The organism is Streptomyces sp. Y1 (assembly GCF_041053115.1).
GTDB lineage: Bacteria > Actinomycetota > Actinomycetes > Streptomycetales > Streptomycetaceae > Kitasatospora > Kitasatospora rubellomurina.
In genome coordinates, this window is record NZ_CP163445.1 from 5,623,044 (window position 1) to 5,645,127 (window position 22,084).

Annotated in this window: 19 protein-coding genes and 1 riboswitch; of the genes, 14 read left to right on the forward strand and 5 right to left on the reverse strand. The window is 74.2% G+C overall.

The window, feature by feature from the left end; genetic code table 11:
* The first annotated feature begins 376 nt into the window (after positions 1-376).
* Positions 377-530: riboswitch (cyclic di-AMP (ydaO/yuaA leader) on the forward strand.
* Positions 531-540: 10 nt separating this feature from the next.
* The 3 genes from AB2U05_RS24390 to AB2U05_RS24400 all read left to right on the forward strand — a co-directional run bounded on the left by AB2U05_RS24390 (position 541) and on the right by AB2U05_RS24400 (position 4,118).
* A complete protein-coding gene (locus tag AB2U05_RS24390) occupies positions 541-1,653 on the forward strand; it encodes an NlpC/P60 family protein (protein ID WP_045692168.1) in 1,113 nt (370 codons plus the stop codon).
* Between the two features lie 225 nt (positions 1,654-1,878).
* Positions 1,879-2,925, forward strand: coding sequence for a C40 family peptidase (locus AB2U05_RS24395; protein ID WP_045692167.1), 1,047 nt, complete (start codon positions 1,879-1,881; stop codon positions 2,923-2,925).
* Between the two features lie 158 nt (positions 2,926-3,083).
* Complete coding sequence (locus AB2U05_RS24400) at positions 3,084-4,118, forward strand: hypothetical protein (protein ID WP_369184258.1); 1,035 nt, start codon at positions 3,084-3,086, stop codon at positions 4,116-4,118.
* Positions 4,119-4,155: 37 nt separating this feature from the next.
* Here AB2U05_RS24400 and AB2U05_RS24405 read toward each other — a convergent pair whose 3' ends face one another.
* Positions 4,156-5,520, reverse strand: a complete 1,365-nt coding sequence (locus AB2U05_RS24405; RefSeq protein ID WP_244178575.1) for a glycosyltransferase 87 family protein — start codon at positions 5,518-5,520, stop codon at positions 4,156-4,158.
* Between the two features lie 217 nt (positions 5,521-5,737).
* Between AB2U05_RS24405 and AB2U05_RS24410 the strand changes: the two genes are divergently transcribed.
* The gene (locus AB2U05_RS24410) at positions 5,738-6,874 is read left to right on the forward strand and encodes a glycosyltransferase family 4 protein (RefSeq protein ID WP_369184259.1); all 1,137 of its coding nucleotides are present in this window, start codon (positions 5,738-5,740) and stop codon (positions 6,872-6,874) included.
* A gap of 65 nt (positions 6,875-6,939) precedes the next feature.
* Here AB2U05_RS24410 and AB2U05_RS24415 read toward each other — a convergent pair whose 3' ends face one another.
* On the reverse strand, positions 6,940-8,733 hold the full coding sequence (locus AB2U05_RS24415; protein ID WP_045692164.1) for a long-chain fatty acid--CoA ligase: 1,794 nt from the start codon (positions 8,731-8,733) through the stop codon (positions 6,940-6,942).
* Between the two features lie 415 nt (positions 8,734-9,148).
* Between AB2U05_RS24415 and AB2U05_RS24420 the strand changes: the two genes are divergently transcribed.
* The 5 genes from AB2U05_RS24420 (at position 9,149) to AB2U05_RS24440 (ending at position 13,440) form a co-directional block, all read left to right on the forward strand.
* Positions 9,149-9,598 (forward strand): SRPBCC family protein, encoded by a 450-nt coding sequence (locus tag AB2U05_RS24420; protein WP_045692163.1) that lies wholly within the window; start codon positions 9,149-9,151, stop codon positions 9,596-9,598.
* Between the two features lie 63 nt (positions 9,599-9,661).
* Positions 9,662-10,834, forward strand: coding sequence for an ArsA family ATPase (locus tag AB2U05_RS24425; protein WP_045692162.1), 1,173 nt, complete (start codon positions 9,662-9,664; stop codon positions 10,832-10,834).
* 144 nt (positions 10,835-10,978) lie between these two features.
* On the forward strand, positions 10,979-11,401 hold the full coding sequence (locus AB2U05_RS24430) for a DUF5304 family protein (RefSeq protein WP_369184260.1): 423 nt from the start codon (positions 10,979-10,981) through the stop codon (positions 11,399-11,401).
* Positions 11,402-11,593: 192 nt separating this feature from the next.
* Positions 11,594-12,535, forward strand: coding sequence for an ROK family glucokinase (locus tag AB2U05_RS24435; protein WP_045692161.1), 942 nt, complete (start codon positions 11,594-11,596; stop codon positions 12,533-12,535).
* A 158-nt stretch (positions 12,536-12,693) separates the two neighbouring features.
* Positions 12,694-13,440: an endonuclease/exonuclease/phosphatase family protein gene (locus AB2U05_RS24440; RefSeq protein ID WP_045692160.1), complete on the forward strand. Its 747-nt coding sequence runs from the start codon at positions 12,694-12,696 to the stop codon at positions 13,438-13,440.
* Between the two features lie 35 nt (positions 13,441-13,475).
* Here AB2U05_RS24440 and AB2U05_RS24445 read toward each other — a convergent pair whose 3' ends face one another.
* A complete protein-coding gene (locus AB2U05_RS24445; RefSeq protein ID WP_369184261.1) occupies positions 13,476-14,228 on the reverse strand; it encodes a hypothetical protein in 753 nt (250 codons plus the stop codon).
* Between the two features lie 10 nt (positions 14,229-14,238).
* Positions 14,239-15,033, reverse strand: coding sequence for an alpha/beta hydrolase (locus AB2U05_RS24450; protein ID WP_369184262.1), 795 nt, complete (start codon positions 15,031-15,033; stop codon positions 14,239-14,241).
* Between the two features lie 181 nt (positions 15,034-15,214).
* Between AB2U05_RS24450 and AB2U05_RS24455 the strand changes: the two genes are divergently transcribed.
* The 3 genes from AB2U05_RS24455 to AB2U05_RS24465 are packed head-to-tail and all read left to right on the forward strand — an operon-like array spanning position 15,215 to position 17,980.
* Entirely contained in the window at positions 15,215-16,030 is an 816-nt protein-coding gene (locus tag AB2U05_RS24455; protein ID WP_369184263.1) for a lysophospholipid acyltransferase family protein, read from the forward strand.
* 52 nt (positions 16,031-16,082) lie between these two features.
* Complete coding sequence (gene macS, locus AB2U05_RS24460; protein ID WP_369184264.1) at positions 16,083-17,288, forward strand: MacS family sensor histidine kinase; 1,206 nt, start codon at positions 16,083-16,085, stop codon at positions 17,286-17,288.
* Entirely contained in the window at positions 17,285-17,980 is a 696-nt protein-coding gene (locus AB2U05_RS24465) for a response regulator transcription factor (protein ID WP_045692157.1), read from the forward strand. Before macS ends, AB2U05_RS24465 begins: the two co-directional genes overlap by 4 nt.
* Positions 17,981-18,011: 31 nt before the next feature.
* Here AB2U05_RS24465 and AB2U05_RS24470 read toward each other — a convergent pair whose 3' ends face one another.
* Positions 18,012-19,946: an anthranilate synthase family protein gene (locus tag AB2U05_RS24470; RefSeq protein WP_045692156.1), complete on the reverse strand. Its 1,935-nt coding sequence runs from the start codon at positions 19,944-19,946 to the stop codon at positions 18,012-18,014.
* A 302-nt stretch (positions 19,947-20,248) separates the two neighbouring features.
* Here AB2U05_RS24470 and AB2U05_RS24475 point away from each other — a divergent pair, with 302 nt between their 5' ends.
* Both AB2U05_RS24475 and AB2U05_RS24480 read left to right on the forward strand, forming a co-directional pair.
* A complete protein-coding gene (locus AB2U05_RS24475; protein WP_369184265.1) occupies positions 20,249-21,583 on the forward strand; it encodes a class II 3-deoxy-7-phosphoheptulonate synthase in 1,335 nt (444 codons plus the stop codon).
* A 194-nt stretch (positions 21,584-21,777) separates the two neighbouring features.
* On the forward strand, positions 21,778-22,083 hold the full coding sequence (locus AB2U05_RS24480) for a bacterioferritin-associated ferredoxin (RefSeq protein WP_045692154.1): 306 nt from the start codon (positions 21,778-21,780) through the stop codon (positions 22,081-22,083).
* The last annotated feature ends 1 nt before the right edge of the window (position 22,084 follow it).

The window sequence follows — 22,084 nt, forward strand, 5'->3', positions numbered from 1 at the left end:
CGGAAGGCCGCCCGGGGCCCCTGCGGTTCCCCGCGATCCCCTGTGATCCCCTGATCCCCTGTGATCCCCGCCACCTCCCGCCTCCCGGGGGGTGGCGTTCGGTCGTGGCCGCCGGCCGACCGCTGCCTGAGCGGTTCGTGAAATCCGATCAGCTATGCGTGTGGACGTGATCACCTTCGGTCATTTTCACAAGAGAACTTGGGTATTCTTACGTCTTTTTTCTGACAAGGATTTGAACGGATCACGGTTCAGTTACTAGGGTCATGACCCGAACCACCGCACTGTCGATCACCCAGCCCGGGTGGCGGCGGTGGTTTCCGTCGAGTTCGTGAAGCAGCGGGGCAGGTCGAAGCGACTGCCCGACAGGGGAGCCCAGTGGTCGGGGGCGCTGTGGAGCGGAGCCGGGGAACCACGTTCCTCCGGGGTGAATCGGCGCCAGGTCGGCCGATGGAACGGCCGTGAGGCGTCGTAGGGCATGCTTCCGGCCCGAACCCGTCAGCTCACCCGGTAGGCGGACGTAGGAAGAAGGAGTCCGCCTTCGTGGCGTCCCATCGTCGTCCCAAGCCCGCCGGCCGCGCCCGCGTCTCGATCCTGACCGGCGTCGCCGCCGCTGCCGTCGCCCTCTCCGCGCAGGGTGCGCACGCCGACCCGCAGCCGACCAAGGACCAGGTCAAGGAGCAGGTCGACAAGCTCAACGAGCAGGCCGAGCAGGCGACCGAGAAGTACAACGCCTCGCAGGAGAAGCAGCAGGAGCTGCAGAAGCAGGTCTCCGGCCTGCAGGACAAGATCGCCCGCCAGCAGGGCCAGGTCACCGACCTGCAGGGCGGCCTCGCCGAGATCGCCGGCGAGCAGTACCGCAACGGCGGCATCTCGCCGACCGTCCAGCTGATGTTCAACTCCAGCCCGGACACCTTCCTCAGCCAGGCCGGCACCCTGAACCAGGTCGGCGGCACCCAGAAGAACCAGCTGAAGGAACTCCAGGACCAGCAGCGCAAGCTCGACCAGGACCGCAACGAGGCCCAGGGCAAGCTCAACGAGCTGGAGTCCACCACCAAGCAGCTCAAGTCGGACAAGGAGGAGGTCCAGGGCAAGCTCAAGGCGGCCCAGGACCTGCTCAACACGCTGACCGAGCAGGAGCGCCAGCAGCTGGCCGCCGCCGAGGCGAAGGCCGCCGCCGATGCCAAGGCCAAGGCGGACGCCGCCGCGAAGCCCGCGCAGCCGGCCGCCGACCGCGCCTCGCGCGACAGCAGCCGCAGCGACCTCTCCGCGTCGTCGGCGCCGGTCTCCGTCGCCCCCGGCAGCTCGCACGGTGCCGCGGCGCTCCAGTACGCCGCCTCCAAGCTCGGCAGCCCGTACGTCTACGGCGCCACCGGCCCGGGCTCGTTCGACTGCTCCGGCCTGATGCAGTGGGCCTTCAACCAGGCCGGCGTCTCGCTGCCGCGCACCTCGCAGGAGCAGGCCGGCGCCGGCACCCGGATCGGCTCCGACCTGTCCCAGGCTCAGCCCGGCGACCTGCTGATCTTCTTCGGCGACGCCCACCACGTCGGCATCTACGCCGGCAACGGCCAGGTGCTGCACGCGCCGAAGCCGGGCGCCGTGGTGCGCTACGAGGCGGTCTCCAACATGCCGCTCGCCTCCATCGTGCGGGTCTGATCCCGCGGAGCTCCCGTCAGGCCCGGCCTTCCCCACGGAAGGCCGGGCCTGCGGCTTTGTCGGCGGCTCGTCCTGATGTCCGATTGGTGGGCGAATATTCGCACCGGTGGGGGTTTGGACTCGATTGCCCGGACTCGCTAACGTCTGCCACCGGACTCCCGCTCCAGGGCCGCCCGTTCCGGTGCGGCGGCGGGGCCGCGCCGCAGGATTGGAGCCGCTGCCGCCATGCCCGTGCATCGACGTTCCCAACTGCTCGCCCGCGCGCTGGTGCTGACCGCGGCCGCCACCACCGCCCTCGGGGTGACGACCGCCGGCTCCGCGCAGGCCGCCCCCGGAGGCCCGGACGCGCCCGACCGCAAGGACGTCAAGGCGCAGGTGGAGCAGCTGTACGACGAGGCCGAGCAGGCGTCCGAGAAGTACAACGCGGCGCAGGACGCCCAGCGGCGCCTCCAGGGCGAGACCACCACCCTCCAGGGCGAGATCGCCACCGCCCAGGACCAGCTCAACCAGCTGCGCGGCGACCTCGCCACCGTGGCCGGCGCCGAGTACCGCGGCGGCGGCCTGGCGCAGACCGCCCAGCTGATGCTCTCCAGCGACCCGGAGGGCTACCTCTCCCGGGCCCGCACGCTCGGCCAGGCCGCCACCCGCCAGCAGGAGACCCTGCACGAGCTGGTCACCCGTCAGCGCCGGCTCGACCAGCGCCGCGCCGAGGCCGGCGGCAAGCTCGCCGCACTGGAGGAGTCCCGCCGCACCCTGGCCGACAGCAAGCAGCAGATCCAGCAGCGGCTCGCCAAGGCGCAGAAGCTGCTCAACGGCCTGGGCGCGGCCGAACGGGCCAGGATGAGCGCCCAGGACGCCCGGGAGGCCGAGCAGCGCGCCACCCGCGGCACCGACCGGCTGGACCTCGGCACCGCCCCGCCCGCCTCCGAGCGCGGGGCCGCCGCGCTGGCCGCCGCGGTGCGGATGATCGGCTCGCCGTACGTGTACGGCTCCACCGGGCCCCGTGCGTTCGACTGCTCCGGTCTGATGTACTACAGCTGGCGGCAGGCCGGAGTGACCCTGCCGCGCACTTCGCAGGCCCAGGCGTCCGCCGGGCAGCGGATCAGCCTCTCCGAAGCGCGGCCGGGAGACCTGGTGATCTTCTACCGGGACATGCACCACGTCGGCATGTACGCCGGCGGCGGGGTGATCGTGCACGCCCCCTACCCGGGCGCGAAGGTCCGCTACGAGAGCGTCAACGCCATGCCGGTCTCGGGGGTGGTCCGGCTCTGAGAGCGGCGACCTCCGACCCGATAGCCGAGGATCCTCCCCGCCGCCCGCTGTCCCGGCGCGGCGCGCTGCTGCTCGCGGCCGGCGGGCTGGCCCAGCTGTCGCTGCCGCCGGCCTCCCCGGCCGCGCCCGCGCGGCCCGCGGCAGACCTGCTGGCCCGGGTGACGGCGCTGCTGACGGCCCGCGCGGCGGCGCTGCCCGGCCTGGCCGGGGTGCCGCTGACCGGGGCGGTCTACCGCAACCTGGTGCTGTCGCCGGAAGCGCCCGGGGCGGACCGGCTGACCGTCGCCGCCGACCTCGCCGTCCAGGTCGCCGGCTACGACGACTACCCCGTGGTGTACCCGCGCCGGATCGACCTGGCCCGGGCCGGGGACGGCTGGCAGGTCGAGCACGAGGAGAGCACGAGCGGGCCCCCGGCGCTCTGGGACCTCGGCGCCGCCCGGTCCGCGGCCGGCGCGCACTGCCTGGTGCTGGGCCTCGCGGACGGGCCGACGCTCGCCGCCCTGGCCGCCCTGGGGGACCACGCGGCGCCGGCCGTCAGCGAACTCTGGGGCACCGCCTGGCCGGGCCGACTGCTGCTCGAACTGCCCGCCACCGAAGCGCAGTTCGCCCGGCTGCTGGAAGCCGACCCGACCGGCTGGACGGGCATGGCGGCGGTCACCGTGGCGGCGCCCGGCGCGCCCTGGCACACCCCGGCGGACCGGGTGCTGGTCAACCCGGAGACGTACCGCGCGCTCAGCGACTTCGGCCGCCAGGTCGTCCTCACCCACGAGACCACCCACGTCGCCACCAGGGCCGACACCCGCGCCTGGACGCCGCTGTGGCTCTCCGAGGGCGCCGCCGACTGGACGGCCTACCGGGGCTCCGGCCGCAGCCCGCGGCAGATCGCCCCCGAGCTGGCCCGGGACGTCGCCGCCGGGAAGCTGCCCGCCGCGCTGCCCGCCGACCGGGACTTCGCGGCCGGCGCCGAGGGCATCGCCCAGGCGTACGAGCAGTCCTGGCTCGCCTGCCGGCTGATCGACCGCCGGTACGGGCCGCAGCGGCTGGTCGCCTTCTACCGCGCGGTCGGCGCCGGGGACGGCGCGGGCGAGGACCGCGAGCGCCGCACCGACCGGCTGCTGCGCGCCGAACTGGGCGTCGGGCTGGCCGAGTTCACCCGGCTCTGGCTGGACGAGGTGGCCGCGCTGGGGCGTTGAACGCCGGGCCCCGTCAGGCCGGACGGGGCCGGGGTCCTCAGCGCCGCTCGGCCGCCGCGGTGCCCGGGTGGTCGATGCCGTCGAGCAGGTCCTGCTCGTACGCGATCCCCGGGCGGACCGGGTAGCCGGCCGACACCGGCTCGGGCGGGGCCAGCACCACCGTGGCCGGCAGCTGCGCCGGGCCGCGGGTGGCCCGCCACAGCCGGACGCCGGAGAGGACCGCGGCGGCCAGCAGCAGCAGGTTGCGGGTGCCGAGCAGGGCGATCGCCCCCGGGTCGCTGGCCAGCACCTGGGTGAACATGGTGGGGAACTCGGCCAGGGTCAGCGGGCAGGCCAGCAGGATCAGCAGCGCCACCGGCCGCTGGCTGCTGCCGCGCACCGTCAGGCAGACCGCCGCCACGCCGACCAGCCAGACCAGGTACTGCGGGCTGATCACCCGGCTGGTCACCACGAAGATCAGCAGCGCGCACAGCGCCGCGTCGTACATGGTGGCCGCGTTGCGGCGCTTGGCGGTGAAGCGCCAGAGCAGCAGCCAGCCGAAGCCCAGCACGGTGCCGGCCAGCATCACCTTGCTGATCACGCTGACCCACGGCCCGAGCATCTCGGGGGAGCCGTAGTTCATGGTGACCCGGCCGTCCCAGCCGCCGGCGATCCGGGCGATGTGCAGCGGCAGCGCGCCGACCGACTCCACCTCGATGCCGCGCTCCTTCTGGAACGCCAGGAAGCCGAAGGCGCCGTTCATCCCGGCCGCCAGCAGGAAGCCCACCGAGACGGCGGTCGCCGCCGCCAGCGTCCAGGAGCGGCGGGTGCGGCGGCCGGACGGGGTGCCGATCAGGCCGATCAGCGGCCAGAGCTTGACGATGCCGCCCAGGCCCAGCAGCAGCCCGCCGACCGCCGGGCGCCGCACCAGCGCCAGCAGCCCGGCCAGCGCGATCGCGGTGACGATCAGGTCGAAGCGGTTGTAGATCATCGGGCCGAGCAGCGGGACGCCCACCACCCACATCCAGGCGCCGGTCAGCGCCCGGCCCCTGCGCAGGCCGGTCCGCACCAGCAGCACCGTCGCGACGGCGTCGGTGATCCCGCAGATCACCCAGAACGACACCAGGTACGACCAGGGCAGCAGGCCCGGCAGCAGGATCACCAGGGCGGCGCCCGGCGGGTACTGCCAGGTCACGTCGTCGAACGGGAAGGTGCCGGTCTGCAGCACGCCGTACCAGGCGTGGTAGATCATCCAGACGTCGGCGCTGACGTCGCCGCCCGGCGCCTTCAGGACCCCGGTCATCGCGAGGATCAGCACCGCCCTGGTCGCCAGCCAGGTCACCCCGAGCGCGGCGAGCGCCCCGAGCGGGCGGCCGAGACGGCCGCGCGAAGAACCGGGCTCGGTGGCCGGGGCCAATTCCACTGCGCTCCCTCGTTCGTCTCGGACGTCCTCGCCGGAGGCGTCGTGCCGACGGACGCCCGGGCCGCGCCCCCTTGCAGGCGGCCTAGGTATGAGGACTGACCCGGGGGTCAAACGGTTGCCGTGTTCGGTTCCGTTCCCGGCGGGCCATGGTGTTGACCTATCGTACGGATCACCCAGCGGTGCGCCGAGCACCCCCTACCGAGCGAGCCGTGGCCCGATGCACAGAACCTTGATCGTCACCAACGACTTCCCGCCCCGCCCGGGTGGCATCCAGGCCTTCGTCCACAACATGGCCGTCCGTCAGCCCGCAGGAAGCGTCGTGGTCTACGCCTCCACCTGGCGGGACGGCAGCGAGGTGCGGAGCTTCGACGCCGAGCAGCCGTTCCCGGTGATCCGGGACCGCACGAAGGTGATGGTTCCCACACCGCGGGTCACCCGGCGGGCCGCCGAGATCCTGCGCGCCGAGAAGTGCGACTCGGTGTGGTTCGGCGCCGCCGCCCCGCTCGGCCTGATGGCCCCCGCGCTGCGCCGGGCCGGCGCCGACCGGCTGCTCGGCATGACGCACGGCCACGAGGCCGCCTGGGCCCAGCTGCCCGGCTCCCGGCAGCTGCTGCGCCGGATCGGCGCGGGCACCGACGTGCTGACCTACCTCGGCGAGTACACCCGCTCGCGGATCGCCGGCGCGGTCGGGCCGCAGGCCGCGGCCCGGATGGTGCAGCTGCCGCCCGGCGTGGACGAGACGGCCTTCCACCCCGGGTCCGGCGGCGCCGAGGTGCGCCGGCGGCTCGGCCTGGCCGACCGGCCGGTGGTGGTCTGCGTCTCCCGGCTGGTGCCGCGCAAGGGCCAGGACACCCTGATCGAGGCGATGCCGCAGATCCTGGCCGACGTGCCGGACGCCGTGCTGCTGATCGTCGGCGGCGGCCCGTACCGGGCGGACCTGGAGAAGCTGGCGGACGCCCGGGGCGTGCGGGCCTCGGTGCGGTTCACCGGCTCGGTGCCGTGGGAGGAGCTGCCCGCCCACTACGGGGCCGGGGACGTCTTCGCGATGCCCTGCCGCACCAGGCGCGGCGGGCTGGACGTGGAGGGGCTGGGGATCGTCTACCTGGAGGCCTCGGCGACCGGCCTGCCGGTGGTCGCGGGGGACTCCGGCGGCGCGCCCGACGCCGTGCTGGAGGGCGAGACGGGGTACGTGGTGCCCGGCGGCTCGGCCGCGGCGGCCGCGGAGCGGATCGTCCGGCTGCTGCGGGACGAGGAGCTGCGCCGGAGCATGGGCGAGGCCGGGCGGCGCTGGGTGGAGCGCTCCTGGCGCTGGGACCTGCTGGCCGGGCGGCTGACCTCGCTGCTGGCGGGCTGACGGCTGACGGCTGACGTACCGAGAGGGCCCCGGACGGTGTCCGGGGCCCTCTCGGTACGCGTGCGCTACTTCTGGTAGATGGCCTCCACGTCGGCCGCGAAGTCCTTCAGCACCAGGTTGCGCTTGAGCTTCAGCGAGGGCGTCAGGTGGCCGCTCTCCTCGGAGAACTCGGTGTCCAGCAGGCGGAACTTCTTGACCGCCTCGGCGTGCGAGACCGCCTTGTTGCCGTCGTCCACGGCGGCCTGCAGCGCGGCCAGCAGCTCCGGGTCGTCCGCGAGGTCGGCGACGGTGGCGCCGGCGGGCTTGCCGTTCAGCTCCTTCCACTTGGGGAAGAAGTCCGGGTCGACGGTGATGAGGCAGGCGACGAACGGCTTGCGGTCGCCGACCACCATGACCTCGCCGACCAGGGCGTGCGCCCGGATGCGGTCCTCGATCACGGCCGGGGCGACGTTCTTGCCGCCGGCCGTGACGATGATCTCCTTCTTGCGGCCGGTGATGGTCAGGTAGCCCTCGGAGTCCAGCGAGCCGATGTCGCCGCTGGCCATCCAGCCGTCCTTGAGGGCGTCGGCGGTGGCCTGCGGGTTGTTCCAGTAGCCGGTGAAGACGTGCGGGCCCTTGAAGAAGACCTCGCCGTCGTCGCCGACCCGGACGGCGGAGCCGGGGACGGGCTGGCCGACCGTGCCGATCTTCGGCTTGTCCCACGGGTTGAAGGTAGTGGCCGCGCAGGTCTCCGTCAGGCCGTAGCCCTCCAGGACGGTGAAGCCGATGCCCCGGTAGAAGTGGCCCAGCCGCTCGCCGAGCGGGGCGCCGCCGGAGATCGCGTGGGTGGCCCGGCCGCCGAGGGCCGCGCGCAGCTTGCTGTAGACCAGCTTGTCGAAGACCGCGTGCTTGATCCGCAGGACCAGGCCCGCGCCGCCGGCGTCCAGCGCCCGGCTGTAGGCGATCGCGGTCTCGGCGGCCTTGTCGAAGATCTTGCCCTTGCCGTCGGCCTGGGCCTTGGCGCGGGCGGTGTTGTAGACCTTCTCGAAGACTCTGGGCACGCCGAGGATCAGGGTCGGCCGGAAGGCGGCCAGCTCGGCGGTGACGTCCCGGATGTCGGAGACGTGGCCCAGCTTGATCGGCGCCATCGCCGGGGCGATCTCGGCGATCCGGCCGAGCACGTGGGCCAGCGGCAGGAACAGCAGGACCGAGCTCTCGCCGGTGCGGAACAGCGGGGCCAGCCGCTCCACCACGTTGCCGCACTCGGCCATGAAGTTGGCGTGCGTCAGCTGACAGCCCTTCGGGCGGCCGGTGGTGCCGGAGGTGTAGACGATGGTCGCGATCGTGTCGGCGGTGGCGATCGAGCGGCGCTCGGTGACGGTCGTGTCGGCGACCTGACGGCCGGCCTCGGCCAGCGCGGCGATCGCGCCCTGCTCGATCTGCCAGGTGTGCTTCAGCTCCGGCAGCCGGTCGCGGACGTCCTCGACCGTCCGGCGGTGCTGGTCCGTCTCGGTGATCACGGCGACGGCGCCGGAGTCCCCGAGGATCCACTGGACCTGCTCGGCGGAGGAGGTCTCGTACACCGGGACGACGATCGCCCCGGCCGTCCAGATCGCGAAGTCCAGCAGCGTCCACTCGTAGCGCGTCCGCGACATGATGCCCACGCGGTCGCCCGGGCGCACGCCCGAGGCGATCAGGCCCTTCGCCGCGGCGTGCACCTCCACCAGGAACTGGGCGGCGGTCAACTCCTGCCACTGGCCGTCCACCTTGCGGCTGAGGACGGCGACGTCCGGGTGCCGCTCGGCGTTCTGGTGCACGAGGTCGGAGAGGTTACCGCCGCTCGGTACCTGGTAGAGGGCCGGAAGGCTGAAGTCGAGCAAGACTGCTCCTCGTTCGCGACGCTGCGGGACGGCAGGACGTTACTGCCCGGTAGGCGGCTACGGCCAGGGGGTCGGGTCCGGTGTTCGAAGTGTCACATCCGGGCGGGTTCGACCAGGCCGTGACCGGGTCGTTCGAATGGCACCCTACGACAGACGGGGGGTGACCGGTCGGTAGCATTCCGCGCCGGCCACCGCGCCCGAGCTGCCGTCATGCCTCGACCGGGCCGTCGCCGGGCCGCCGCCGGGCCGCCGCCGGGCCCGTACCGCCCCGGTACCGGGCCGTCGCCGGCGCCCGTGCCCGTAGGGCCGACAGTCGGGCGCCGCACCCGGGCGCGGTAGCCTGCTCCGGGCGGACCGGCCCGAGCGGGGACTCGACCGGACCGGCAGGCAGCAGGACGACGCGGAGGGTCATTCCATGGCGGAGCACACCAGGTCGAGCATCACCATCGACGCGACCCCGGCCACGGTCATGGCCGTGATCGCCGACTTCGCCGCCTACCCGGCCTGGACCGGCGAGGTCAAGGAGGTCGAGGTCCTGGCGACCGGCCCGGACGGCCGCGCCTCCGAGGTCCGACTGCTGCTCGACGCCGGTGCCATCCGCGACGAGCACGTCCTCGCCTACACCTGGGACGGCGACCGCGAGAGCGCCTGGACCCTCGTCCGCAGCCAGATGCTCCGCTCGCTGGACGGCTCCTACACCCTCGCCCCGGTCGCCGGCGGCCGCACCGAGGTCACCTACCAGCTCGCCGTGGACGTCAAGATCCCGATGCTCGGCATGATCAAGCGCAAGGCCGAGAAGGTCATCATCGACCGCGCGCTGGCCGGCCTGAAGAAGCGCGTCGAGGACACCGCCGCCAAGAGCTGACGGAGCGGGAACGGAAACGGGAACGGGAACGGGACACGGCGGCGGGAACGGGGGCCGGGCGGCATGACGGCGAAGCGCACCATCCTGATCAGCGGTGACGCGGGCGCGCCCGCGGTGGCCGCCGCCACCGCCCTGCACGCCGCCCGGCGCGGCCACCGCACCTGGCTGCTCGCCGCCGACGACCCGCACCGCGCGCTCGACGCCGCGCTCGGCACCCGCCTGGAGCCCGAACCGGCCGCGTACGCACCCGGGCTGACCGTCTCCCGGATCGACGAACAGGCCGCCTTCCGCTACGCGGTCGGCGAGCTGACCGACAAGCTCTCCCCGCTGTTCGACCTGCTCGGCGCCGACCGGCTCGACCCGGAGGAGCTCACCGCCCTCCCCGGCATCGCCCGGCTCGCCCTGCTGCGCGCCCTGCCCGCCGCCGACGACGACGTCCTGGTGGTGCTCGCCCCGCCGCCCGCCGAACTCATCGCCACCCTCGCCCTGCCCGAACAGCTCACCCGCTACCTGGACCGGCTCGTCCCCGAGCAGCGGCAGGCCGCCCGGGCGCTGCGCCCGCTGCTGGCCGGCCTGGCCGGCGTCCCGATGCCGGCCGAGTGGCTGTACGAGGGGCGCGGCAAGGCCGCCGCGGCCCTCGCCGAGTCCCGCGCGGCGATCACCGACCCCGGCACCAGCATCCGGCTCGTCGTGCCCGCGGACGGCCACCCGTACGGGGAACTGCGCCGGATCCGGGCCGGGCTGGCCCTGCACGGGCACCGGCCGGACGCCGTGGTGGTGCACGGCGCGCTGCCCGAGGGCGCCGTCGACTCGCCCGACCCGTGGCTGGCCGCGCTGGCCCGCCGCCGGGCGGAGGAGCTGACCGCGCTCGCCGCCGAGACCGACGCGCCGGTGCTGGTCACCGGCCCGGCCGAGGCCACCCTGGAGGCCGTCGCCGAGCGGCTGTACGGCGACGGGGAGGGGCCCGAGCGGCTGGCGCCGCAGCCCTGGGCCGTCGAGGACCGGCTCGCCGAGGAGGGCCTGCTGGTCTGGCACCTCGACCTGCCCGGCGCCGACCGCGCCGAGCTGGACCTGGTCCGCCGGGGCGACGAACTCGTGGTCGGGGTCGGCACGCACCGCCGGGTGCTCGCCCTGCCCTCGGCGCTGCGCCGCTGCACGGTGGCGGGGGCCGGGCTGGGCGACGGGGTGCTCGCGGTGCGGTTCGCGCCGGATCCGGCGCTCTGGCCGCGCGGCTGAGCTCCGCGGACTTCGCGACGTCGCCGGGGCCGCGGGCTTCGCGGGCTTCGCGGGCCGGTTCCGGCCGGCCGGGGCCCTGCGGCCGTTCGGGTAGCGTCGGGGCGGGGGCCGCGCGGTGCGGCCACGGCTGAGGAGGCGCCCGCGATGACCAGCACCGACGACCGTACCGAGCCCGTCGAGCCGCCCGTCGAGCCGTCCGCCGACGCGAACGCGGCCGGGGCCGGCGAGGGCGGCGGTGCGCCGGGCAGCCCGTTCGGGCCGGAGCTGGGCCCGCTGGTGGACGAGGTCCGCCGCTTCGCCGGCGCGGTCGGCGAGAAGGCGCAGGCGGCCGGCGCCGACACCCTGATCACCCTCGCCGGGCTGGCCGACCGCCTGCGCACCCAGCAGCCGGAGGTCTACGCCCACCTCGCCGCCGCCGGTTCCGGGCTGGCCGCCGCCGGGGCCGAGCTGCTGGCCGCCTACCGCGCCGCCGTGGCCGGCCACGAGAGCCGCTGGACGGCCGGCCCGGGCGCCCCCGCGGAGAAGATCGACCTCGACACCCCTGACGGGCCCTCCGCCAAGCAGTGAATCCGTAGATTCCGAAGCGTGATCACCTGGCTCGCGTGCGTCACGAGGGGGGGAGATTGATACGACTTTTAAAGGATTCCGGCCCGGTTGGGCCGGAATTGTCTTCGGATAATGTATGCGGGGAGGTGTACGGGGGCTGGGTTGGGCGGTACCGTTCCGTCCAGCGGGAACGAGTGAATAGCTGAGGGACACATGGCTCTGACCATCGGCGTCGATGTCGGCGGGACCAAGATCGCGGCAGGCGTGGTCGACGAGGCGGGCGCGATCCTCGCCCGGACCAGGGTGCCCACCCCGGCGGACCCGCAGTGGGCGGTCGACGCCATCGCGCAGGCCGTGCGCGAGCTGAAGGAGCAGCACCCCGGCGTCGCCGCGGTCGGCGTCGGCGCCCCCGGCTTCGTCGACAGCAACCGCTCGACGGTGATCTTCGCCCCCAACATCGACTGGGAGAACGAGCCGCTGCGCGGCCGGATCGAGGAACTCACCGGCCTGGACACCGTCGTCGAGAACGACGCCAACTGCGCGGCCTGGGCCGAGTTCCGCTTCGGCGCGGCCGCCGACCACCAGGACATGGTGCTGATCACCGTGGGCACCGGCATCGGCGGCGGCATCGTCCTGGACGGGCGGCTGCACCGCGGCCGCTTCGGCGTGGCCGGCGAGATCGGCCACCTCAACATGGTCCCGGACGGCCTGCCGTGCGGCTGCGGCGGCAAGGGCTGCTGGGAGCAGTACGGCTCCGGGCGGGCGCTGCGCCGCTACGGCCGGGAGAAGGCCGCCGCCGACCCGGTGCGCGGCAAGCGGATGCTGGAGCTCAACGACGGCGTCGCCGAGACCATCCGCGGCATCCACATCACCGAGGCGGCCGAGGCCGGCGACCCGCTCGCCCTGGAGTGCTACAGCGAGCTCGCCGACTGGCTCGGCCGCGGCATGGCCGACCTCGCCGCGCTGTTCGACCCGGCGGTGTTCGTGCTCGGCGGCGGCGTCTCCGACTCCGGCCGGCTCCTGCTCGACCCGGTCGCCAAGGCCTTCGAGCACTACCTGACCGGTGGCGTGCACCGCCCCCGCGCCGAGGTCGTGCTGGCCTCGATGGGCTCCGCGGCCGGCATCGTCGGCGCGGCGGACCTCGCCCGCACCTGACGGTTGCTCCCCCTTCGCCTCAGGGGGAACCAAGCCCGCCGGCGGCGGTGCGACCGGGCCCCGACCAATCCCGGACGCGCCGCCGCCGACGCATGCCGGGCGGGAACCGCCGTCGTCCGACTACGGTCGGGGGCAGTGCCGTCGTCCCGGGGAGGACCATGCCCGCCGCGCCCGTCGAACCGCCGCCGCCCGGCCCGCGCCGGCTGCGCCTGCTCAGCTACAACATCCGCTCGCTGCGCGACGACCGGCGGGCGCTGGCCCGGGTGGTCCGGGCCTGCGCGCCCGACCTGGTCTGCGTCCAGGAGTCGCCGCGCTACTGGCGGCCGGAGGGCCAGGCGGCCTGGCTGGCCCGGAGCACCGGGACGGTCGTGCTGGCCGGCGGCGGACGGACGGCCGCCGGGCCGCTGCTGCTCGGCCGGCCCGGCGCGGTGCGGGTGCTGGCCGTCCACGACCGGCTGCTGCCCAAGACCCGCGGCCTGCACGCCCGGGGCTTCGCGAGCGCGCTGCTGCGGCTGCCCGGCACGGCGCCGTTCACCGTCACCAGCTGCCACCTCAGCCTGGACGCCGAGGAGCGGTACGGGCAGTTCGAGCTGCTGCTCGACCAGCTGCGGATCGCCGAACTCGGCATCGTGGCGGGGGACTTCAACGAGCACCCGGACGGGCCGGGCTGGCGGCTGCTGGCCTCCCGGCTGCAGGACGGCCACCCGACCGCGCCCTGGGGCGGCGAGTTCACCTCGGTGCCCGAGCGGCCGTACCAGCGGATCGACGCGGTGTTCGCCACGCCCGGGATCACCGTGCTCGGCTGCGGCGTCCCGCACGGGCTGCCCGGCGTCACCGAGGCCGACCTGCGGGCCGCCACCGACCACCTGCCGGTGCTCGCCGTGCTCGAACTGCCCGAAGGCTAGGCCCTGTTCGCCTGGGCCCTGTTCGGGGCGCGGACCTACACCACCGCGCCGTGGTTCGGGTCCTCCGGCTCGTCGTCGTCGCGGTCCTTCATCCGGGCGACCAGGGTGACGAAGCCACCGAGGAAGGCGGTGATGCCGACCCAGGCCGGCCAGCCGGAGACCTCCTGCCAGACCACCGCGTCGATCAGCAGCAGCGCCGGGCCGCCGAGCACCGCCAGCCAGGCGAACCGGCTGGTCACGTCGCCGGTCGGCAGCGGCGGGGGCTCCGGCGGGACGAAGTGGTCGTCGTCGCCGTCCTCGGCGAGCTCGAAGTCGCGCGGGCCCGAGCCGCCCGCCGGGAGCACCGGCCGGCCGGAACGGGGGCGGGGCTGCGGGGCGAGGTCGGAGTGGTCGCCGGGGTCGGCCTCCCGGTCCGGGCCGTCCTTGTAGCCGCCCTTCAACTCCTTCTGGGCGCGGAGGTTCTCGATCTCGGGCCAGTTCGGGTTGTTCAGGTCGACCGGGTCGTCGAACTGGGCGACCAGGGCGGCGAAGATCTCGTCCTGCTCGGCCTGGCTGCGCTCGGGGGTCCGGTGCGGCCGGGGCCGGGCGGGGGCGGCGGGGCCGCCGTCCGCGGGCGGCGGCGTCGCGCCGCCGTCCGCCTCTGCCTCGCTGCTGGGCGCAGCGCCCGTGGGCGCGTCCGCCGCGGGCGCACCGCCCGTGGGTACGTCCTCCCGGGCCGTGCCGCCGTTGGTCGCGCCGTCCTCGCGAGGTGCCTCGTCCCCGCCGCCCGCCGTGCTGCTCTCGTGCACTTCCGGCCCTTCAGCCATGGTGATCGTCCGATTCGACCCGGGTGACGCCCGCCGCGTCCGCGGGGGCCAGCCGATGGATGAAGTCCAGGCTCGCCGCGAATATTTCCGCCGCGTCGTGGTCCAGCGTCGCGACGTGGAAGCTGCGCTCGCACAGCCGCTCCGTCACATCGGTCGAGGATATCCGGGCGAGCACCAGTTCCGAGTTGGCGGGCGAGACCACGTGGTCCTGCGGACTGTGCAGGAGCAGCACCGGCTGGGTCACCTCCGGCAGCCGCCGCTGGACCTCCCGCCACAGCCGGGCCAGCGACCAGGCGGCGTGCAGCGGCGTCCGGTCGTAGCCGTGCTCGGTCACGCCCGGTGCGGCGATGTCGTCCGAGATCCCCGGCACGCTCGGGACGAGGTGGCGCAGCACCGGAAGCAGCACACTCGCGGGGGTGTCCGAGCGCACCGAAGGGTTGACCAGCACCAGCCCGCTGATCCCCGGGCCGTGCAGCGCGGCCAGCCGCAGGGCCAGGGCGCCGCCCATCGACAGCGCGCAGACGAAGACCTGCTCGCACTCCTCGGCCAGGACCAGCAGCTCGCGCTCGACCTCGGCGTACCAGTCCTCCCAGCGGGTGAGCTGCAGGTCCTGCCAGCGGGTGCCGTGTCCGGGCAGCAGCGGCACCGAGACGGTCAGGCCGGCCGCGGCCAGTTCCTCGGCCCACGGCCGCAGCGAGGCCGGCGACCCGGTGAAGCCGTGGCACAGCAGCACCCCCACGCGTCCGCCGCGGTGGCGGTACGGTTCGGCACCGGGCAGCAGCGGCATGGGCGGGCTCCTTCGCGGGCGGACGGCGCTGGGGGAGGGGACGCTGGAGGGGGACGGGCTGCGGGAATTCGCATCGTCCCACGCCGCGCGCCGGGCCGTACACCCCCTTACGGCGGGCCCGGGCACGGCCCGCGCCCACGGGGCATTAGGATCGACCGGTCCGCATAACAGGAGGCCCGGGTTGTTCTACCGACTGATGAAGTTGATCGTCGCGCCACTGCTTCGGATCTTCTTCCGGCCGTGGTTGGAGGGCGAGGAGAACATCCCCGCCGAGGGTGCGGCGATCATCGCGAGCAACCACCTGTCGTTCTCGGACTCGTTCTTCTTCCCCGCGCTGATCAAGCGCCGGGTCACCTTCATCGCGAAGGCCGAGTACTTCAACACCCCGGGCCTCAAAGGCCGGCTGACCGCCGCCTTCTTCAAGGGCGTCGGCCAGCTGCCGGTGGACCGCTCGGGCGTGCGCGGCGCCGGCGAGGCCGCGATCCGCAGCGCCATCGCGGTGCTGGACCGCGGCGAGCTGTTCGGCGTCTACCCCGAGGGCACCCGCTCGCCGGACGGCAAGCTGTACCGCGGCAAGGTCGGCGGCCTGGCCCGCGTCGCGCTGGCCACCGGCGCGCCGGTCATCCCGGTCGCGATGATCGACACCGAGAAGGTGCAGCCGCCCGGCCAGGTGATCCCCAACTTCGGCATCCGCCCGGGCATCCGGATCGGCCGCCCGCTGGACTTCTCCCGCTACCACGGCATGGAGAACGACCGCTTCATCCTCCGTTCGGTGACGGACGAGGTGATGTACGAGATCATGCGGCTCTCCGGCCAGGAGTACGTGGACATCTACGCCACGGCGGCCAAGCGGCAGATCGCGGACGACAAGAAGAAGGCGGACGCCGAGCGCAAGGCCGCCGCCAAGGCCGAGAAGGCCGAGGCCGAAGCGGAGAAGGCGGAGGCCGAGAAGGCCGCCGCGGAGAAGGGCGAGCAGAAGGAGGGCGGGTCGGCCTGACCCGCCCGGCGGGGCGAGCCCCACGGCGGGGACGGGGAAGGGCTGGGCGGGGATGACGGACGACGGGCACGGCAGAGCTGCTGTCGGCGGCACGATCGCCGCCGGGGGCATGTCGGTCGAACTGCCGCTCTGGCGGGCCATCTCCTACTTCCGGGTGCTGGCCCTCGGCTACGCCCTGCTCCGCTACGTCAACTCCTACCTGCACTTCCTGCACCCCGTCTCCGGCTGGATCTACTTCGGCGCGCTCACCCTGTGGACGCTCGCCAGCACCCGCGCCTTCGGCGACCCGCGCCGCTGCACCTGGTGCGTCCTCGGCTTCGACCTCGCCCTGGTCGTCACCGGCATCGTGATGAGCGGCATGATCGACGCCCCGGCGCGGATCAGTCACGGCGCCCCCACCCTGCCGACGATCTTCGCGGCCGGCACGGTGCTCGGCTTCGCCGCCAAGGGCGGCTGGCGCCCGGCGGCCGCCTCCGGCTCGGTGATCGGCGTCGCCAACATCCTCGGCCACGGCGGCCCGACCGGCGACAACATCCACAACATCGTGCTGCTGCTGACGGCCGGCTGCGCGATCGGCTACGTGGTCGAGCTGGCCCGGGCCAGCGAGGCCACCCTCACCCGGGCGCTGCAGGTCGAGGCCGCCAGCCGGGAGCGCGAGCGGCTCTCCCGGGACATCCACGACGGGGTGCTGCAGGTGCTCGCCCTGGTCCAGCGGCGCGGCACCGAGAGCGGTGCCGGGAGCAGCGCCGAGGGCCTCGCCGAGCTCGGCCGCCTGGCCGGCGAACAGGAGCGCGCGCTGCGGGCGTTGATGACCGGCGGCCCGCTGCCCGCGCAGCGCGCCGCCGAGCCGACCGCCGCCGGGCCCGGCGACCTCACCGCCCTGCTGCGCCCGTACACCGACGAGCGGATCACGCTGTCCGCGCCCGGCACCCCCGTGCTGCTGCCGGGCCCGGCGGCCGGCGAGCTGGCGGCGGCGGTCGGCGCGGCCGTGGACAACGTGCGCCGGCACGCCGGGGAGGCGGCCCGCGCCTGGATCCTGGTCGAGGACGAGCCGGAGGCCGTCACGGTCAGCATCCGCGACGACGGGCCCGGCTTCGCCCCCGGGAGGCTCGGCGAGGCGGAACGGGCCGGGCGGCTCGGCGTCTCCCAGTCGATCCGCGGCCGGCTGGCGGACCTCGGCGGCACGGCCGAGCTGTACTCGGCGCCCGGGGAGGGCGTCGAGGTGGAACTGCGCGTCCCGAGGAAGGCCACCCGATGACTGATCAGGGCACGACCGAGCAGCCGAGCACCGACCGGCCGGTGCGGGTGATGGTGGTGGACGACCACCCGATGTGGCGCGAGGCCGTCTCGCGCGACCTGGCCGAGGCCGGGCTGGACGTGGTGGCCACGGCCGGGGACGGCGAGGAGGCCGTCCGCCGGGCCCGGGCCAGCTCGCCGCAGGTCGTCGTGCTGGACCTCAACCTGCCGAGCCTGCCCGGCGCCGAGGTGTGCCGCCAGGTGGTCGCGCACGACCCGGCGGTGCGGGTGCTGGTGCTGTCGGCCAGCGGCGAGCACCAGGACGTGCTGGAGGCGGTGAAGTCCGGGGCGACCGGGTACCTGGTGAAGTCGGCCGGGCGGGAGGAGCTGCTGGACGCCGTACGGCGCACGGCCGTGGGCGACGCGGTGTTCACCCCCGGGCTGGCCGGCCTGGTGCTCGGCGAGTTCCGCCGGCTGGCCGCCGAGCCGGCCCCGGCCTCGGCGCCGGACGTCCCGAAGCTGACCGCCCGGGAGACCGAGGTGCTGCGGCTGGTGGCGAAGGGCCTGTCGTACCGGCAGATCGCCGACCGGCTGGTGCTGTCGCACCGGACGGTGCAGAACCACGTGCAGAACACCCTGGGGAAGCTGCAGCTGCACAACCGGGTGGAGCTGGTGCGCTACGCGATCGAGCAGGGGCTGGACGAGGAGCTGTAGTCGGCCCGGCTACAGCTCCCCGCCCGACCGCTCAGCGCCGTACGGCCGTCGCGGAGCGCAGCAGGCCCGCGACGATGTCCGCGCCCTCGCGGGTGAGCACCGACTCGGGGTGGAACTGCAGGCCCGCGAAGCCGGGCCCGCGCAGCGCGTGGACGTCCCCGGTGGCGGCGTCCCGGGCGACCTCGACGCCCCGGGCGGCCAGCCGCTCCGCGTCGGCGTCGGAGCAGCGCGCGGTGAAGGTGTTGTAGAAGCCGACCGTCCGCTTGGTGCCGAACAGGTCGACGGTCTCCTGCGCCCCCTGGTACGGGACGGCCTTGCGGGCGAGCGGGAGGCCGAGCTCGGCGGCGAGCAGCTGGTGGCTGAGGCAGACGGCGAGCAGCGGGGCCGTCCGCTCGCCGGAGCGGACGGCGGCCAGGGCGTCGGCGACGACCGGCCGCAGCAGCGCCATCTTCGGGTCGTCGGCGAGCGCCGGGTCGCCCGGGCCGGGGCCGAGCACGAGCGGGCCGCGGTGCGCCGCGACCAGCTCGCGCAGGCCGGGCCGGTCGAAGCGGACGACGCCCACCTGGTGGCCGAGCGAGGTGAGCAGGTGGGCGAGCATCGCGGTGAAGGTGTCCTCGCCGTCGACGACCAGGGTCGGCTCGGGCTCGGTGACCTCGGCGGGCGACTGCATCCGCAGCCAGAACGGTGCGAGGTCGGCCCGGCGCGAGTCGAGCGCGGCCTGCACCCGGTGGTCGTCGGCGAGCCGGGGGCCGGTGGGGCCGGGCACCCGGGCGGTGGCGGGCCGGGCGCCGATGGCGGTGAGCACGCCGGCGGCCTTGGCGTGGGTCTCGGCGACCTCGGAGTGCGGGTCGGAGTGGCGCACGAGCGTCGCGCCGGCCCGGACGACCAGGCGGCCGGTGGCCGCGTCGATGTCGGCGGTGCGGATGCAGATGGGGGAGTCGAGCAGCTGCCCGCCGCTGGCGGAGCGGCCGATCAGGGCGAGCGCTCCGGAGTAGTAGCCGCGCCCGGTGGGCTCGTAGCGCTTGATGACCCGGGTGGCGTTCTGCACCGGGCTGCCGGTGACGGTGGCGGCGAACATGGTCTCGCGCAGCACCTCGCGGACGTCCATCGAGGTGCGGCCGCGCAGCTCGTACTCGGTGTGCGCGAGGTGGGACATCTCCTTGAGCCGTGGGCCGAGGACCTGGCCGCCGAGGTCGCCGACCGTGCACATCATCTTGAGCTCTTCGTCGACGACCATGGTCAGCTCTTCCAGTTCCTTGGGGTCGTGCAGGAACTGGAGCAGCGAGTCGAGGTCGGCGCCGCCGGCCGGGTAGCGGTAGGTGCCGGAGATCGGGTTCATCACGACGGTGCCGCCGCTCTGCCGGACGTGCACCTCGGGGGAGGCGCCGACCAGGACGCGTTCGCCCGTGTGCACCAGGAAGGTCCAGTAGGCGCCGCGCTCCTGCTCCAGCAGCCGGCGGAAGAGCGTGAGGGCCAGCGCGGGGGAGAAGTCCTCCAGCGTGGCGTGGAAGTCGCGGCGGATGACGAAGTTGGCGCCCTCGCCGTTGCCGATCTCCTCCTCGATCACCCGCTGGACCATCGCGGCGTACGTCTCGTCGTCGACGTCGAACCCGCCGCCGGTCAGTGAGACCGGCAACTGGGGTAGCGCGGCGGCGAGTTGGGCCAGGGGCAGGGCGTGCTGCTCGGCCACCGAGAGGGCCAGCAGCGGGGTGCCGTCGTCGTGCGCCTCGAAGCCGCGCTCGCGGATCTGCCGGTACGGGACGAGCGCGAGCAGGTCGTGCACCGGGCCGCCGGGCGGGGCGCCCTCGGGTACGGGCAGGTCGGCGAGGTGCTCGTAGGCGTCGACGGTGCCCAGCAGCACCTCGACGGTGTCCGGGGCGTGCCGGGGCGTGCGGCGGTGCAGCAGGGCGAAGGCGGGGGCGCCCGGGGCGGTGAGACGGGCGAGCAGCTCGGCGGCGGTGGTCACAGTACGGCTTTCCTTCCGGGGTGGATGGCGAGGGCGGTGCTGGGTCCGCTCCCGGAGGGCCGTCTGTTCCAACGTCGACGGCCGCCCCGAGGGGCGGCCGTCGTGTCGTCTAGGAACGCGCGATCGGTGGGCCACCCTCGGGGGAGGCCCACCACCAGGAGTGGTTGTGGGGCGCGTGCATGGGGCCGAGCGTAACGGATGGGGCCGAGCGGGTGAGCTCGGGAGCGGCGATTGTCCGGAAGGTGTCTCACCCAGCGAGCAAAGGGCACGGATCGTCGCCGTCACCCCGTAGCCTTGGCGCTGTGACCGTGACAAATCTCCACTCCTGGCAGTCCCTGCCCGCGGCGCAGCAGCCTGAATGGCCGGACCAAGAGGCTCTGCGCAAGACCCTTGCGGAGCTCGCCTCCTATCCGCCGCTCGTCTTCGCCGGCGAGTGCGACCAGCTGCGCGCCAGGCTCGGAGCCGTGGCGCGTGGGGAGGCGTTCCTGCTCCAGGGCGGCGACTGCGCCGAGGCCTTCGACGGCGTCTCGGCGGAGCACATCCGCAACAAGCTGAAGACCCTGCTCCAGATGGCCGCCGTGCTGACGTACGCGGCCTCCGTGCCGGTCGTGAAGGTCGGCCGGATCGCCGGCCAGTACTCCAAGCCGCGCTCCAAGTCGACCGAGACCCGCGACGGCGTGACGCTGCCGGTGTACCGCGGCGACTCGGTGAACGGCTTCGAGTTCACGCCCGAGTCCCGCATCCCGGACCCGGAGCGGCTGAAGCGGATGTACAACGCGTCCGCCGCGACGCTGAACCTGGTGCGCGCCTTCACCACCGGTGGCTACGCCGACCTGCGCCAGGTGCACGCCTGGAACCAGGACTTCGTGCGCAACTCGCCGGCCGGCCAGCGCTACGAGCAGCTCGCCCGGGAGATCGACAACGCCCTGGCCTTCATGAACGCCTGCGGGGTCGCCCCGGAGGAGTTCAAGACGGTCGAGTTCTTCTCCTCGCACGAGGCGCTGGTCCTGGACTACGAGACCGCGCTGACCCGCGTGGACTCGCGCACCGGCGAGCTGTACGACGTCTCCGGCCACATGGTGTGGATCGGTGAGCGCACCCGGCAGCTGGACCACGCGCACATCGAGTTCGCGTCCAAGATCCGCAACCCGATCGGGGTCAAGCTCGGCCCGACCACCTCGGTGGACGACGCGCTGACCCTGATCGAGAAGCTGGACCCGGAGCGCGAGCCGGGCCGCCTGACCTTCATCACCCGGATGGGCGCGGGCAAGATCCGCGACCACCTGCCCACCCTGGTGGAGAAGGTCACCGCCTCCGGCGCCCAGCCGGTGTGGATCTGCGACCCGATGCACGGCAACACCTTCGAGGCCTCCAGCGGCCACAAGACCCGCCGCTTCGACGACGTGCTCGACGAGGTCAAGGGCTTCTTCGAGGTGCACCGCGCGCTCGGCACCCACCCGGGCGGCATCCACGTGGAGCTGACCGGCGACGACGTGACCGAGTGCGTCGGCGGCGGCGACGAGGTGCTGGTCGACGACCTGCACCAGCGCTACGAGACGGCCTGCGACCCGCGGCTCAACCGCAGCCAGTCGCTGGACCTGGCGTTCCTGGTGGCGGAGATGTACCGGGGTCAGTAGGGCCCCGAATGCCCGCCCCGAGCCGCTTCCTGGAGGCGAGCGGGCGAGTGACTGTGACGAAAGCCCCTCCGGATTCGGGATTGCCGAGGCCGGAGGGGCTTTTTCGTACCCGGTTCGCCAGGTAAGGTGAGGCTCAGTGAACTAAGGCTTGCCTTAGTCAAGATCCACTCCGCTCCACCCCGGGAGAGACCGCGATGTACGTGTGCATGTGCCATGCGGTCACCGAGGCCCGGGTGAAGCAGGAGATCGACGGGGGTGCCAGCACCCCCCGCCAGATAGCCAAGGGCTGCAAGGCCGGCACCGACTGCGGGTCCTGCGTCCGGCGGATCCAGGCGCTGCTCGGCGAGCACGGCGCCCGGCCGTGCCCGACCGCCCGGCTGGCGGCCAAGCTGGGCCTGGCCGATCCGGAGGCCGAGGCCGCGCCGGCCGACCCCGCACCGGCCCCGGCGGCTCCCGCCACGATCGCCGTGGCACCCGTGCTGCCGCTCCGGGTGGCCTGAG

Excerpts from the sequence above, each read along its gene's own strand:
- AB2U05_RS24395 (WP_045692167.1), top strand. The coding sequence starts at position 1,879 with ATGCCCGTGCATCGACGTTCCCAACTGCTCGCCCGCGCGCTGGTGCTG.
- AB2U05_RS24410 (WP_369184259.1), top strand. The coding sequence starts at position 5,738 with ATGCACAGAACCTTGATCGTCACCAACGACTTCCCGCCCCGCCCGGGT.
- AB2U05_RS24420 (WP_045692163.1), top strand. The coding sequence starts at position 9,149 with ATGGCGGAGCACACCAGGTCGAGCATCACCATCGACGCGACCCCGGCC.
- AB2U05_RS24425 (WP_045692162.1), top strand. The coding sequence starts at position 9,662 with ATGACGGCGAAGCGCACCATCCTGATCAGCGGTGACGCGGGCGCGCCC.
- AB2U05_RS24430 (WP_369184260.1), top strand. The coding sequence starts at position 10,979 with ATGACCAGCACCGACGACCGTACCGAGCCCGTCGAGCCGCCCGTCGAG.
- AB2U05_RS24435 (WP_045692161.1), top strand. The coding sequence starts at position 11,594 with ATGGCTCTGACCATCGGCGTCGATGTCGGCGGGACCAAGATCGCGGCA.
- AB2U05_RS24440 (WP_045692160.1), top strand. The coding sequence starts at position 12,694 with ATGCCCGCCGCGCCCGTCGAACCGCCGCCGCCCGGCCCGCGCCGGCTG.
- AB2U05_RS24450 (WP_369184262.1), bottom strand. The coding sequence starts at position 15,033 with ATGCCGCTGCTGCCCGGTGCCGAACCGTACCGCCACCGCGGCGGACGC.
- macS (WP_369184264.1), top strand. The coding sequence starts at position 16,083 with ATGACGGACGACGGGCACGGCAGAGCTGCTGTCGGCGGCACGATCGCC.
- AB2U05_RS24465 (WP_045692157.1), top strand. The coding sequence starts at position 17,285 with ATGACTGATCAGGGCACGACCGAGCAGCCGAGCACCGACCGGCCGGTG.
- AB2U05_RS24480 (WP_045692154.1), top strand. The coding sequence starts at position 21,778 with ATGTACGTGTGCATGTGCCATGCGGTCACCGAGGCCCGGGTGAAGCAG.